This window comes from Mesorhizobium caraganae (genome assembly GCF_016836705.1).
Lineage (GTDB): Bacteria > Pseudomonadota > Alphaproteobacteria > Rhizobiales > Rhizobiaceae > Mesorhizobium > Mesorhizobium caraganae.
Window position 1 is genome coordinate 71,409 of the sequence record NZ_JAFCGY010000015.1, and the last position, 13,086, is coordinate 84,494.

Below are 13,086 nucleotides of genomic sequence, written 5' to 3' on the forward strand. Positions count from 1 at the left end.
GATGGCGGGCTTTGAGCCCGCCATTTTGTTTGCCGGTGAAGAGGCCCACCCCTTGCGTATCGCCCCGCGATTGACCAATCTCGCCGACACTGTCATGAGCCGCGGTCGGGGGATCGCATATGCCTACGCTCTATGCACTGAAACCGGCCTTTCAGGCCAGGTTGCGGCCGCTGGCCGACCGGCTGGCAGACGCCGGCGTCACCGCCAACCAGATCACGCTTCTTGCCGCCGCGCTCTCCATCGCCACCGGCCTGGTGGTTGCCATCCTTGCCTTCTATCCCTTGGTTTTCCTTTTGATGCCGGTGGTGCTGTTCGTGCGCATGGCGCTCAACGCCATTGATGGGATGCTGGCCAGGGAACACGGGCAAGCCTCGAAACTCGGCATGTATCTCAACGAACTCTGCGACGTCGTCTCCGACCTGGCGCTGATCCTGGCCTTTGCCACTTTGTTCCCGGCCTGGGGTGTCGTGGCCTTCGCCCTCGCCGCGATGCTTGTCGAGTTCGCCGGTGTGCTCGGCGTCGCCGCCGGCAGCGGGCGCAACTATGCCGGGCCGTTCGGCAAGAGCGACCGGGCGCTGGCGCTGGGCGTCGTCGGCTTCCTCATCGCCTGCGGCCTGTGGGTCGAGGCGATCGCGCCCTTTGTGTTTCCGGTCATGGCTACACTGTCTCTCGTAACCGCCATCAACCGGATACGCAGCGGCCTTAGAGCGGGCGACGCCTGATGCCGAAGCGTCAGGGACCCGGCCGCCAGAGGGAAACCATGATCCACCAGACCATCGCTGCTGCAGCACCGGCAAGCCTCGAGCGCGTGGCGCAGGAGCGCACCTTCAAAAGCCATGACGGCACCGAGATCTTTTACCGCTACTGGCCGGCGGTCGGGCAGACGCCCAAAGGCGCGATCCTTTTGTTCCATCGCGGCCATGAGCATGGCGGCCGCATGGCGCATCTGGTCGACGAACTCGCGATGCCCGACCATGCCTTCTATGCCTGGGACGCGCGCGGCAATGGCCGCTCGGCCGGCGAGCGCGGCTATGCGCCGTCCTTTGCCGCGCTGGTGCGTGACATCGACTGCCTGGTGCGCGAGATCGGCCGCGATGGTTTTGGCCAGCACGACATCGCGCTGATCGCGCAATCCTTCGGCGCCGTCCTTGCCGCCGCCTGGGTGCATGATTATGCGCCCGACATCCGTGCACTGGTGGTGGCCTCGCCGGCCTTTTCTGTAAAGCTCTACGTGCCCTTCGCCAAGGAGGGCATTGCGCTGTGGCAGAAGCTCAAGGGCCGCTTCTTCGTCAATTCCTACGTCAAGGCGAAGTTCCTGACGCATGATGCCGAGCGCATTGCTTCCTTCGATGCCGACCCGCTGATCACGCGGCCGATCGCTTCCAACATCCTGGTCGAACTTTATGACCACGCCGCCCGCATCGTCTCGGACGCCCGTGCCATCACCGTGCCGACGCAGCTGTTGATCTCGGGCAGCGACTGGGTGGTGCGGCATGCACCGCAGCACGAATTCTTCGTCAATCTCGGCAGCAGCGCCAAGGAGCGGCATGTGCTGCCCGGCTTTTTCCACGATACGCTGGGCGAACGCGATCGCCGCCAGGCGCTGGACCTTATCCGACCGTTCCTCGAAAAGCAGTTCGCCGCACCGGACAAGACAATCGACCTGACCTCGGCCGATCGCTCCAGCTATACCCGTGACGAAGCCGACCGGCTGGCCTCACCGCTGGCGCTGCTGTCGCCAAAAGGCCTCTACTGGGCCATCAGCCGCGCCTCGATCCGCATGGGCGCCTGGCTGTCACCCGGCATGAAAACGGGCATCGTCACCGGCTTCGATTCCGGCTCGACGCTGGACTATGTCTACGAGAACGAGGCGCGCGGCAGCGGCTTCATCGGCCGCATGATCGACCGCACCTTCCTCGACGCCATCGGCTGGCGCGGCATCCGCCAGCGCAAGCTGCATCTGGAAGAATTGATCGGCAACGCTGTCGCTGCGCTCAAGGCAGCCGGGCGTCCCGTCAACATTGTCGACATTGCCGCCGGCCATGGCCGCTACGTGCTCGATGCCGTCGCCAAATGCGCCGAGCCGCCGGCCAGTGTGCGGCTGCAGGATTATTCCGACATTAATGTCGGGCTGGGCTCCAAACTGATCGCCGACCGGGATTTGCCGACCAGCGTCTCTTTCCGCAAGGCCGACGCCTTCGATGCCGAAATGCTGGCCCGGCTCAATCCGGCGCCGGACCTCGCCATCGTCTCCGGCCTCTACGAATTGTTCGCCGACAACCAGATGATTTCCCGCTCGCTCGATGGGCTGGCCAGCGCCATGCAGCCCGGCAGCCTGCTGATCTACACCAATCAGCCCTGGCATCCGCAGCTTGAAATGATCGCGCGCAGCCTGACCTCGCATCGCGGCGGCCAGGCCTGGGTAATGCGGCGGCGCACGCAAGGAGAGATGGACCAGCTGGTGACGGCGGCCGGTTTCGAGAAGATCGACCAGCGCATCGACCAGTGGGGCATCTTCACCGTTTCAGTCGCTCGGCGCGTCTGAGACCATGGCCGTGCCTGTGACCGACCCTGCTCCCGCCCCGGCGCGGGAACCCTATTTCGGCATCGTGCTGCGGGCCGCACTTTGGCTGGCGCTGCTGGCGCCGATCTTCTACTCGACCTATGGCTTCGCCAACTGGCTGGCGTCGCGGCGCGACCATGTCGGCAGCATCGTCTTTGCCTGGGAACACGCCATCCCGTTCGTCGCCTGGACGATCGTGCCCTACTGGTCGATCAATCTGTTCTATGGCCTGTCGCTGCTACTCAACACGACCAGACGCGGCGTCGACCGGCTCGCAGGCCGCTATCTGACGGCGCAGGTCGTCGCCGTCGCCTGCTTCATCCTGTTTCCGCTGACGGCGACCTTCGTGAGGCCGGCAACCAGCGGCTTGCCAGGCTTCCTGTTTGCGGTGCTCGGCGGTTTCGATAAACCGTTCAACCAGGCGCCATCCCTGCACATCGCACTCCTGGTGATCATCTGGGATCACTGGCGTCACGTTCTGGCACGTCACCGTCTCGGCGCCATTCTGAGACCGGTCTGGCATGTCTGGTGCTTTCTGATCGGCGCTTCGGTGCTGACGACCTGGCAGCATCATTTCATCGACATCCCGACCGGCGTCCTGCTCGGCCTCTTTGCTCTGTGGCTGTTTCCGGCAAAGGGTGAACTGCCTTTCCGGGGTTTTCGGCTGACCGCCGACCCGAAGGCGAGGCGACTGGCGGGCTACTATGCGCTGGGCGCGGTCCTTGCCTTTGCCGGCGCCGCCGCGGGCGCCTTTATCTCGGACGATTTTCTCATCCTGTTGTGGCCGGCGCTGGCGCTGGCCATTATCGCCTTTGCCTATGCCGGAGCAGGCCCAAAAGTGTTCCAGAAGGCGGCCGACGGCACTGTCTCGCTGGCCAGCCACCTCCTGCTCCTGCCCTACCGGCTTGGCGCCCGGGTCAATGTCTGGGCATGGACCCGCGAACTCGCGCCACAAGCGGAAATCACCGACGGCGTTTTCTTCGGCCGCTTTCCGACCGCCGACGAGGCCAACCGGTTCGGAACCGTGATCGACCTTGCCGGCGAGCTGGAACGGCCTGGTGGCGCGACCTGCCGATGGATCAGCTATGCCATGCTCGACCTCGTGGAACCGCCGCATGACAGGCTGGAGCGGGCGGTGGCGGCGATCGAGCTGGCGCGCCGGCGCGGCACCGTGCTGGTCTGCTGCGCGCTCGGCTTCCAGCGCAGCGCGGCCATCGTCGCCGACTGGCTGGTTGTGACAGGGCGCTCGCACACAGCCGCACAGGCGCGCAAAAAGCTCGCTGCATCGGGCCGGCCCGTGCATCTTCATAGCGAGGCGGACGAACCGGCATGAATGGCGAGTTTCCCGAGAAGGCCGAGGTCTTCGCCGCCCGGCTGATGGTGCAGGCCGCATGGCCGATTCTGCTGGTGGTGGCCGCCTTGATGGCGGCGCCGGTTATCGGCCTGGTAGCCGCCCCGCAGACGACAGCGCTGTCTGCCGCCGCCTGGCTGGCCGCGGCGGCGAGTGCCGTGGCCACGCTAGCTCTTTCGGCGTTGCTTTTGTTCGACGCACTGCTGTTCCGGCTGATGGCGAGCCACGCCACCGAGGCCGCCGGCGGCGCCGTGGTCGACGATGTGCTGGCGCGCATGCGCCTGAAACCCATCGCTGCCGGCGGCCGCTCGCTCGATCATCGCATGGCAGGCACGCAACGCCTGCTGACAAGACAGCGCATGGCGCTCGCGGTGTTTGCGGCGGCATGCCTCGTCGCGGCGTTTGTTTGAGCCCATGACCAAGCTTCACCTTCGCGCCAACACTTTCACCTTGCTGCAGACGGTGACCTCGGTCGGCCTGTCGGCGCTGGCCTGGGTGGTGACCGGTGTGCGGCCAATCTGGAACGGCAGCCAGCCGTCGGAGCGGCAGCGCATCTACTTCGCCAACCATGCCAGCCATGGCGACTTCATCCTTTTGTCGGCCTGCCTCAGCGAAAAGGTGCGCGCCCGCACGCATGCGGTGGCGGCGGCCGAATATTGGGGCAAGTCGCGGCTGCGCCGCTTCATTGCCGAGGACATGCTGTCGTCCGTGCTCATCCACCGGCACTGGACCGACGAAACGCAGCACCCGATCTCGATCATGCTGTCGGTGCTCGACCAGGGACATTCGCTGATCCTGTTCCCCGAGGGCACCCGCAACACGACCGATGCGGAACTGCTGCCGTTCCGCTCCGGCCTCTACAATCTGTCGATGGCACGGCCCGATGTCGAGCTCATCCCGTGCTGGATCGAGAACATGTCGCGCGTGCTGCCCAAGGGCCAGTTCCTGCCAGTGCCGCTTCTGTGCCGCGTCGTCTTCGGTCCGCCGGTGGCGATCGCGCCAGGCGAGGAACGCCGCGCCTTCCTCGAGCGTGCGCGCCAGACGCTGCTGTCGCTCGACCCCCGCCCCGATCGGGACGACTAGCCATGAACAGAGACGTCGCATGACACTGCCGCCAATGCATGAAACCGTCGTCCTGCTGGTCGGCCTGGTCGGTGTGCTGACCACGGCCAGCATCGTTGCCGGCATCCTGTCGTGGCGGGCGCCGAAGCCGCTGCCCTCGACGCTCGTCAACCTCAACCAGCGCATCAACGCCTGGTGGGTGATGGTGGTGGCGATCACCGTCGCCTTCTTCTTCGGCCACACCGGCATGACCATCCTGTTTGCGCTGATCTCGTTTGCGGCGCTGCGCGAATTCGTGACACTGACCCACAGCCGGCGCAGCGACCACTGGGTGCTGCTCGGCATGTTCGGCATCATCATCCCCTACCAGTACTGGCTGGTGTGGACCGCCTGGTATGGGCTCTTCACCATCTTCATTCCGGTCTACTGCTTCCTCTTGATGCCGGCGATCACGGCGCTCAACGGCGACACCGAGCGCTTCCTCGAGCGCGTGTCGGCGCAACAATGGGCGGTCATGATTTCGGTCTACTGCGTCAGCCACGTGCCGGCGCTGCTGACACTGAACGTGCCCGGTTTCGAAGGCCGCAACCTGTTGCTCATCGCCTTCCTGATCATCACCGTGCAAGGCAGCGACGTCTTCCAGTATATTTTCGGCAAGCTGTTCGGCCGGCATCTGCTGTCGCCCTCCGTTTCGCCGTCAAAGACCTGGGAAGGGCTGATTGGCGGGCTGGTGGCGTCGAGCCTGCTCGGCGCGCTGTTGTCGTTCCTCACGCCGTTCTCGCCGCTGGCGGCGGCAGGCGTCGCCTTCATCGCCTGCCTGATGGGATTTCTCGGCGGTCTGGTCGCGTCGGCCATCAAGCGCGACCAGGGCGTCAAGGACTGGGGCCACCTCATCGAAGGCCATGGCGGCATGATGGACCGTGCCGACAGCCTGGTCTTCGCCGCGCCGGTGTTCTTTCACATCGTCCGCTATTTCTGGACGGTGTGAGGGGAAGCGCGCTCCTTCAATCGCGGATCGCGCGGCCTGCCTGCTGCAGCAACTCGAACGCGGCGAAGCGCTTGTCGTGCCAGGGCACGAGATCGCCGCCGGCCGGGCGATAGATGTCGCCGATGCGCGACATGCCGGTCATCGCTGCAATCACGTCGGGATATTTTTGCGCCGCCACCGCGGCCAGTATGGCCGAGCCGAGCAGCACCGGTTCGGGCGAGGTCGATCCGGCCACCGTCAGCCCTGTCGTGTCGGCCAACAACTGGCGCACCAGGTCGCTCTGCGCGGCGCCGCCGCTGACGACGATGGTGTCGATGGCGATGCCCTTGTTGGCCATCGCCGCCACGATCTGGCGCACGCCATAGCCGATGCCCAGCAGGCCGGCGACATAGAGCGCGACCAGGCTGTCGAGCGACGTGTCCATACCCAGCCCGGCGATGAGCGCCTTGGTCTCGGGGTCGGCGAAGGGCGAGCGGTTGCCGAGGAATTCCGGCACGACATGCAGCCCTTCAGCAAGATGCACGACTGCTGATAGGTCGGTCGACTGCGTTGCCGCCTGCCGGCCAAGCCAGGCCGTCAGGCCGAGATCTTCCGCCCTGGCTTTTGCAGATGCTTCAGCCGAGGCCGGATGGAAAGCGACGAGATGGTCGATCGCAGCACCCGCCGCCGACTGACCGCCTTCGTTGAGCCAGAGACCCGGCACCATCGAGGAGAAATACGGGCCCCAGACACCCGGCACGAAAGCCGGCTCGCGGGTGCTGGCCATGGTGCAGGCCGAGGTGCCGAAAACATAGGCCATTCGTGACTCCAGCGTGCCGACCGAACCTGTGCCGCCAACCGTGCCGACACCGCCGGCATGGGCGTCGATCAGGCCGGCGGCGACCGGCGTTCCCGGCAGCAGGCCGAGATCGGCGGCGGCCGCTCCGGTGAGACCCTGAGCCAGCGCGGTGCCGCCTTCGACCACTTCGGTGCCGATGCGCGCGAAACCTTCGTCGGCGAGCGCGCCGAGACCGATGGCACGGAAATAGGCGTCGTCCCAGCGCCGCTCATGGCCGAGATAGGTCCATTTGCAAGTCAGCGTGCAGATCGAACGCGCCAGGCTGCCGGTCGATCGCCAGGTCAGATAGTCGGTCAGGTCGAAGAAATGCTCCGCTGCATCGAAGGTGGCGGGCAGGTTTTCCCGCAGCCACAGCAGCTTCGGCGTCTCCATCTCCGGCGAAATGGTGCCGCCGACATAGTCGAGCACGGCGTGCTTGCCGGCATTGATGCGCTGCGCCTGGTCGAGCGCGCGGTGATCCATCCAGACAATGATGTTGCGTTCTTTATCGCCGGACCGGCCAACCGGCAACGGCGCGCCGCCCTTGCCGACCACAACCAGCGAGCAGGTGGCGTCGAAGCCGATGCCGGCAATGTCGCGCCCGGCGAGCCCCGACTTCGTCACCGCCTCGCGCACGCTGGCACAGACGGCGCGCCAGATGTCCTCGCTCGACTGCTCGGCAACTTCGCCGGGTTCGATGAACAGAGCAATGTCGCGCTTGGCCGAGGCGAGCATGGTGCCCTTGCTATCGAACACCCCTGCCCTGGCGCTGCCGGTGCCGACGTCGATGCCGAGGAAGTGGGACATGGGGGGACCTCGAAAGTTAGGCAGTAGGCAGTAGGCAGTAGGCAGTAGGCAGTAGGAGAGGATCGGGCGCTGGCAGTGGGCTGCAAGGGTGTCTTTCGCCTATTTCACTGCCTAACCCCTACTGCCTCACAAATCATTGCTCTGCGGCAGGATCACCAGATCCCGAATGGTGACGTTGCGTGGCCGCGTCAGCATGAACATCACGGCTTCGGCGACCTCGACGGGTTGAATCAGGCCGCCCTTGGCCAGTTCATCATCAAGCTTGTCCTTCGGCCAATCGCTGATCAGCGCCGTCACCACTGGCCCCGGCTGCACCGCGCCGACGCGCAGGCCGTGCGGGGCGACCTGCCGGCGCACGGTGTGGACGAAGGCCTGCACGGCGTGTTTGGAGGCGGTATAGATCGGCTCCCAGACGACCGGCACCAGTCCGGCGATCGAAGAGGTAACGATGATGTCGCCGGTCTTGCGTTCGACCATGTGCGGCAGCACGGCGTGGATGGAACGGAACACCGCGTTGATGTTGAGGTTCAGCACCCGGTCCCATGTATCGGGGTCGCCGTCGAGCACCGGACCGCCGACATAGGCGCCGGCATTGGCGTGGAAGATATCGAGCTGGCCGGCTTTCTCCAGGATCTGCGGCATCATCGTCGCGACGCTGGCCGGCTTCATCAGATCGATCACCAGCGGGATCGCGTTGGGACCGAGTTCGGCGCAGACGCCCTTCAAGGCGTCCTCGGCGCGGTCGACGAGCACGACGCGCACACCGGCAGCAATCAGCGCCCTGGCGCATTCCAACCCGATGCCCGAGGCGGCGCCGGTGATCGCCGCGACTTTTCCACTCAAATCCTGAGCCATTTTTATCCTCGAGTTATGATTGCGTTCAGGCGCGGCCGTGGGAAACCCGCGAGCGGCGTGCCAGGGAGTCGACGATGACCGCGATCGCCAGAACGGCGCCGGTGATCATGTAACGAAGCGACGACGACAGATCGAGCAAGGTCAGCCCGCTGGCGATCGACTGGATGACGATGATGCCGAGCAGCGCGGAGTAGGCACTGCCGCGGCCGCCGAACAGGCTGGTGCCGCCGATGACCGCCGCCGCGATGGCGTTGAGGTTGACGTCGCCGGTGCCGGCCTGCTGGCTGGCCGAGGCCAGCCGCGCCGCCGACAGCACCCCGCCAAGGGCGGCAAACATCGAGCACATGACGAAGGCGCTGAGATAGATGGAGCGCACCTTGATGCCGGCGCGGCGCGCCGCTTCTCGGTTGCCGCCGACGGCGGTCATCGAGCGGCCCCATTGGGTGCGGGTCAGCGCATAGTTCATCGCCACCACCAGGCCGACGAACAGGCCGAACATCCACGGTATGCCGCGCGCCTGGTTGAGATAGCCGACAATCAGCTCGAGCAGGATGGTCAAGGCGGCGACCCGCACGATGAGGCCGCCGACCGAAGGCGCCGACAAATTCACGGCGCGACGGCGGCTGACGGTGCGCAGGCCGGTGATCAGCATGACGATGCCGGGAACGGCCGCCAGCGCATAGGACAGCCAATCCGGCATGACCAGCAACTGGCCGAAATTCACCAGGTTCGAGCCATAGGGCAGATTGATCGAGCCGGTGGAGCCCAGGATGTAGAGCTGCAAGCCGAGGACCGCGAGCAGGCCGGCCAGCGTCGAGACGAAGCTTGGCATGCCGAGCCGGTTGAACAGCAAGGCATAGAGTGCGCCGATGAAGCCGCCGACTGCGAGTGCAGCGACAATCGCGAGCGCCACCGGCCAGCCCTGGTTGACCCACAGCGTGCCGACCATGGCCGATGCAAAACCGCTGATCGAGCCGACCGACAGGTCGATCTCGCCGACCATCAGCACGCAGACGATGCCGAGCGCGATGACGCCGACGGTCGAACAGTCGAACAACAAATTGACCAGGTTGCTTGACGAAACGAAGACCGGATTGAGGGCGGTGAACACGCTCCAGATGATGACGAGACCAACGATCACCGGCAGCGAGCCGAGGTCGCCGGAGCGGACGCGGTCGAAGAAGGCGCTGATCGCGCCACCGACGCCGGCCTGGTGCTTGACGCGCACGTCGCTGCGGTCTAGCGCCGTTGACGAGGAGATGTCCTGCTTGGGCTCCGCGCTCATGGCCGCTGCTCCTGATTGTGCGCTTGTTCGGCTGCCTTGCGCCGTTCGGCGCGGCGCGACACCGCATTGTTGGCGGCGCCGGTGATGGCGCTGACCAGTTCCTGGTTGGAGGCGTCGGGTTCGAAGACACCGTTGTTGCGGCCGAGCCTGAGCACGACGATGCGGTCGGCGACGGCGCGCACGTCCTCCATATTGTGGCTGATCATCAGCACACCGAGGCCGCGCTCGCGCACCCGGTCGATGAGGTTCAGCACCTCCGCCGTCTGGGCGACGCCGAGCGCGGCGGTCGGCTCATCGAGCAGGATGACCTTGGGGTCGAGCAGCAGCGAGCGGGCAATCGCCACGGTCTGGCGCTGGCCGCCGGACAACGAGGCGACCGCCTCGCGCACGCTTGGAATGCGCGCCGACAATTCGTTGAGCAGCGTCCAGGCGCGGATTTCCATCGCCACCTCGTCCAGCCGCAGCGGGCTGAGCTCCTTGCCGAGAAAAATATTGGCGACGACATCGAGGTTTTCGCACAGCGCCAGATCCTGGAAGACGGTGGCGATGCCGAGCGTCAAGGCAGCGCTCGGGTCGGGCATGGTCACTTGCTTGCCGCGGAAATTGATGGTGCCCGACGTCGGCTGGTGGACGCCGGCGAGGATCTTGACCAGCGTCGACTTGCCGGCGCCATTGTCGCCGACCAGCGCCACCACCTCGCCGGCATGAACGTCGAGATCGATATCGGTGAGCGCCGAAACGGCGCCGAAATTCTTCGAAATGCCGCGCAGGCTGAGCACCAGCTCGCCTGCCGAAACCGGTCCGTCAAAGATGTCAGACATAGTGGCAAACCTTTCCGGATGACCGGTCAAGAGTGGCTGCGGACTTCCGGCCGCCGCAAAGGCAGCCGGAAGTCAGGATCAGGATAATCGGATCAGTTGGTGATGCCGAGCTTCTTGCAGCCTTCGGCATAGCGGTCGACGCAGAGCTCTTCGGCGGTGTTGATCTTCTTGTCGATGATCTCGGCCTTGAGGTTTTCCTGCGTCACCACCGCCGGCGTGAACAGCTGCGAAGGGGTGTCGTAGAGGGTCATTTCGGCTTTCGGCGTCTCGCCCGACAGAAGCTGGACGGCGACGTTGGCGGCAGCTGCGGCCACGATCTCGCTGGGCTTGGAGATGGTGTTGTACTGATCGCCGGCGATGATCAGCTGCAGTGCGGCAATCGTCGCGTCATTGCCGGTGACCGGGGGCACCGGATCGACACCGGCCGCCTTGAAGGCGGCGATGGCGCCGCCACCGGTGCCGTCATTGGCGGCGACAACGCCGACGATCTGGGTGGAGAAGCGGGTGATCTGGCCGCTTGCCCATTGCTGCGCCTTCGGCGGCGCCCATTCCGGCGTGTCGTATTCGGCAAGGATCTTGTAGCCGCTGTTGTCGAGGCTCGAGTGAATGCCCTTCTTGATCAGGCCGGCGGCCGCGTCGGTCGGCGAACCGTTGATCTGCAGCAGGCCGCCGCTGGCCGGATCGACCTTCAGCGCCTTGAGGTGTTCTACCAGCGAGTCGGCGATGGCCTTGCCGATGCCTTCATTGTTGAACGAGACATAGAAGTCGGCCGGTGCCGTCGGGATCGGCCGGTCATAGGCAATGACCTTGACGCCCTGGCTCTGCGCCAGCTTGACCAGCGAGGCAGCAGCGGTCGAGTCGACCGGGTCGAGCACGATCGCCTTGGCGCCCTGCGAGATCACCGAGTTGAACTGCTGCTGCTGGCGTGAGGCGTCGGCATCGGCGTTCTGGTAGATCACCTTGCAGCCGGGGCAGAGCTTTTTCATCTCGGCGGCAAAGCCGGGATAGTCGTGCTGCTCGTAGCGCGTCGAGGCCTGGTCGGGCATCAGGAAGGCGACCGTGGCATCGGTGACAGGGGCGGCGAAGGCGGCGGTGCCGCTGAGGAGAGAAAGCGTGAGCGCAATGGCTCCCGTCGAAGCAAATCTGGTCATTCTGATATCTCCGTTTCAATTGTTTCACGAAGCCCTGTCACCACATGGTGCGCCGGGCCTTGACTGCAAGTCGAACTGTTGCGAGGAACGACGACGCACTTGATCTGTGCTGCGCATCCTCTTGATATCGCTGGATTTCAGGACAAGCAATCTCCAGCACGGGGCACCTCCAACGCACGCCCCGCGTCCTTTCTTCCCAAAATGTCTAAAGCTCCTCCCGGTCCTCCCTGTTAGGCGGCAATCTCCGCACTGATGTTTTCCGCCAGCAAGGCCCTGAAGCGCGAAGGCGACATGCCTTTCTGCGTCAGGAACTGGCGGTTGAAATTCGAGATGTTGTTGTAGCCGGCGGCGTAGCAGATCTCGGTGATCGGCATGTCGGCCTCGCTCATCAGCAACTGACAGGCGAGGTTGATGCGCAGCCGGTTGACATATTGCACCAGCGCCATGCCGGTGTGGCGACGGAAGCTGCGCGAAAACGCGCTCGGGCTGCGCCCGGCAATCGCCGCCAGATCGCTCTCGCTGAACGGCTCGGTCAGATTGGCATTGATATAGGCAAGCGCCTTGTTGACGCCGGCCGACATGAAGCCGGAGGGATCGGGCAGATAGCTGGCGCTGGTCAGCGTCCGCACATCGGCGGCGCGGCTCAAGATGTCGATGAGCTCCATGAACAACGCGATTCGGCGCACGCCTTGCGCTTCGACCAGTTCGGCCAGCACAGGTGCGGCAAGCTTAGCAGTGGCAGTGGAGAACAAAGCGCCGCGGCGGCTGAGCTCGAGGATGGGCGCGCAGCCGGCAAGCTCCGGCAGCGCCGTCGTGGCATCGGCAATGAACTCCTGCGAGAATTGCACGACGCGGCCGCGCAGCGGCACGCTGGTGCCAGGCGGAACATCGCTGACCCAATTGTGCGGCAGGTTCGGACCGGTGAGCACGAGGTTGCCGGGCTCGAACTCGCCGATGAAGTCGCCGACGAAATAGCGGCCTGACGTCGCGACGACATGATGGATTTCGTATTCGGGATGGAAGTGCCAGCGCACGGTGTGGAAGGGGTAACCGTGGGCCCAGGCCTTGAACGACTCGCCACGTCTGATCTGGACGACTTCCAAGTCCGGATTCATGTCAGTTCCTCCCGGCGCCGGTCCGGTCATGCGACCAGTTGCAGTGCCCTCTCCCGCAGGCCGCGTTTGCCGCTCTCTGCAGTGATCAAAGCTTAGGCGGCAATCCTTGCCGCCGCCACCACGGTGTGTCCACCTGACTGATACTTTTTTGACATTTTTGTGGTCAGGGCGATACGTTTGCGAGTACGCGGGAGAGATCAGGCCCCGCTTGCGAGACGGTGACTACGCAAACGTGTCGCCGACAGCGAGGGCTGGTCGCTCGATTTCGGCT

Annotated in this window: 12 protein-coding genes; 6 read left to right on the forward strand and 6 right to left on the reverse strand. The window is 65.0% G+C overall.

Translation table 11 applies throughout. The features are described 5' to 3' along the window. Positions 1-119 precede the first annotated feature (119 nt). From JQK88_RS22660 to JQK88_RS22685, 6 genes are read left to right on the forward strand one after another with little or no spacing between them, the layout of a single operon-like run. Positions 120-722, forward strand: coding sequence for a CDP-alcohol phosphatidyltransferase family protein (locus tag JQK88_RS22660; RefSeq protein WP_203279484.1), 603 nt, complete (start codon positions 120-122; stop codon positions 720-722). Then, positions 722-2,545, forward strand: coding sequence for a bifunctional alpha/beta hydrolase/class I SAM-dependent methyltransferase (locus tag JQK88_RS22665; RefSeq protein ID WP_376740442.1), 1,824 nt, complete (start codon positions 722-724; stop codon positions 2,543-2,545). The genes JQK88_RS22660 and JQK88_RS22665 overlap by 1 nt, the downstream gene beginning before the upstream one ends. Before the next feature lie 4 nt (positions 2,546-2,549). Further along, positions 2,550-3,896, forward strand: coding sequence for a phosphatase PAP2/dual specificity phosphatase family protein (locus tag JQK88_RS22670; protein ID WP_203279485.1), 1,347 nt, complete (start codon positions 2,550-2,552; stop codon positions 3,894-3,896). After that, on the forward strand, positions 3,893-4,324 hold the full coding sequence (locus tag JQK88_RS22675; protein WP_203279486.1) for a hypothetical protein: 432 nt from the start codon (positions 3,893-3,895) through the stop codon (positions 4,322-4,324). Before JQK88_RS22670 ends, JQK88_RS22675 begins: the two co-directional genes overlap by 4 nt. Positions 4,325-4,328: 4 nt before the next feature. Continuing rightward, positions 4,329-4,997, forward strand: a complete 669-nt coding sequence (locus tag JQK88_RS22680) for a lysophospholipid acyltransferase family protein (RefSeq protein WP_203279487.1) — start codon at positions 4,329-4,331, stop codon at positions 4,995-4,997. A gap of 34 nt (positions 4,998-5,031) precedes the next feature. Next, the gene (locus tag JQK88_RS22685) at positions 5,032-5,964 is read left to right on the forward strand and encodes a phosphatidate cytidylyltransferase (protein WP_203279530.1); all 933 of its coding nucleotides are present in this window, start codon (positions 5,032-5,034) and stop codon (positions 5,962-5,964) included. A gap of 16 nt (positions 5,965-5,980) precedes the next feature. On the opposite strand, the gene JQK88_RS22690 is transcribed toward JQK88_RS22685, so the two are convergent. The 6 genes from JQK88_RS22690 to JQK88_RS22715 form a co-directional block, all read right to left on the reverse strand. Beyond that, a complete protein-coding gene (locus tag JQK88_RS22690; protein ID WP_192248860.1) occupies positions 5,981-7,588 on the reverse strand; it encodes an FGGY-family carbohydrate kinase in 1,608 nt (535 codons plus the stop codon). A gap of 126 nt (positions 7,589-7,714) precedes the next feature. After that, positions 7,715-8,443, reverse strand: a complete 729-nt coding sequence (locus tag JQK88_RS22695; RefSeq protein WP_203279488.1) for an SDR family oxidoreductase — start codon at positions 8,441-8,443, stop codon at positions 7,715-7,717. Between the two features lie 25 nt (positions 8,444-8,468). Beyond that, positions 8,469-9,728, reverse strand: coding sequence for a sugar ABC transporter permease (locus tag JQK88_RS22700; protein WP_192248854.1), 1,260 nt, complete (start codon positions 9,726-9,728; stop codon positions 8,469-8,471). After that, positions 9,725-10,549, reverse strand: a complete 825-nt coding sequence (locus JQK88_RS22705) for an ATP-binding cassette domain-containing protein (protein WP_203279489.1) — start codon at positions 10,547-10,549, stop codon at positions 9,725-9,727. Before JQK88_RS22705 ends, JQK88_RS22700 begins: the two co-directional genes overlap by 4 nt. 92 nt (positions 10,550-10,641) lie before the next feature. Beyond that, complete coding sequence (locus tag JQK88_RS22710; protein WP_192248849.1) at positions 10,642-11,700, reverse strand: ABC transporter substrate-binding protein; 1,059 nt, start codon at positions 11,698-11,700, stop codon at positions 10,642-10,644. 230 nt (positions 11,701-11,930) lie between these two features. Then, positions 11,931-12,815 (reverse strand): AraC family transcriptional regulator, encoded by an 885-nt coding sequence (locus tag JQK88_RS22715; RefSeq protein WP_192248846.1) that lies wholly within the window; start codon positions 12,813-12,815, stop codon positions 11,931-11,933. Positions 12,816-13,086 lie beyond the last annotated feature (271 nt).

Coding starts and splice junctions, on each gene's coding strand:
- JQK88_RS22670 (WP_203279485.1), top strand. CDS start 2,550: ATGGCCGTGCCTGTGACCGACCCTGCTCCCGCCCCGGCGCGGGAACCC.
- JQK88_RS22715 (WP_192248846.1), bottom strand. CDS start 12,815: ATGAATCCGGACTTGGAAGTCGTCCAGATCAGACGTGGCGAGTCGTTC.
- JQK88_RS22705 (WP_203279489.1), bottom strand. CDS start 10,549: ATGTCTGACATCTTTGACGGACCGGTTTCGGCAGGCGAGCTGGTGCTC.
- JQK88_RS22660 (WP_203279484.1), top strand. CDS start 120: ATGCCTACGCTCTATGCACTGAAACCGGCCTTTCAGGCCAGGTTGCGG.
- JQK88_RS22710 (WP_192248849.1), bottom strand. CDS start 11,700: ATGACCAGATTTGCTTCGACGGGAGCCATTGCGCTCACGCTTTCTCTC.
- JQK88_RS22675 (WP_203279486.1), top strand. CDS start 3,893: ATGAATGGCGAGTTTCCCGAGAAGGCCGAGGTCTTCGCCGCCCGGCTG.
- JQK88_RS22680 (WP_203279487.1), top strand. CDS start 4,329: ATGACCAAGCTTCACCTTCGCGCCAACACTTTCACCTTGCTGCAGACG.
- JQK88_RS22695 (WP_203279488.1), bottom strand. CDS start 8,443: ATGGCTCAGGATTTGAGTGGAAAAGTCGCGGCGATCACCGGCGCCGCC.
- JQK88_RS22665 (WP_376740442.1), top strand. CDS start 722: ATGCCGAAGCGTCAGGGACCCGGCCGCCAGAGGGAAACCATGATCCAC.
- JQK88_RS22690 (WP_192248860.1), bottom strand. CDS start 7,588: ATGTCCCACTTCCTCGGCATCGACGTCGGCACCGGCAGCGCCAGGGCA.
- JQK88_RS22685 (WP_203279530.1), top strand. CDS start 5,032: ATGCATGAAACCGTCGTCCTGCTGGTCGGCCTGGTCGGTGTGCTGACC.
- JQK88_RS22700 (WP_192248854.1), bottom strand. CDS start 9,728: ATGAGCGCGGAGCCCAAGCAGGACATCTCCTCGTCAACGGCGCTAGAC.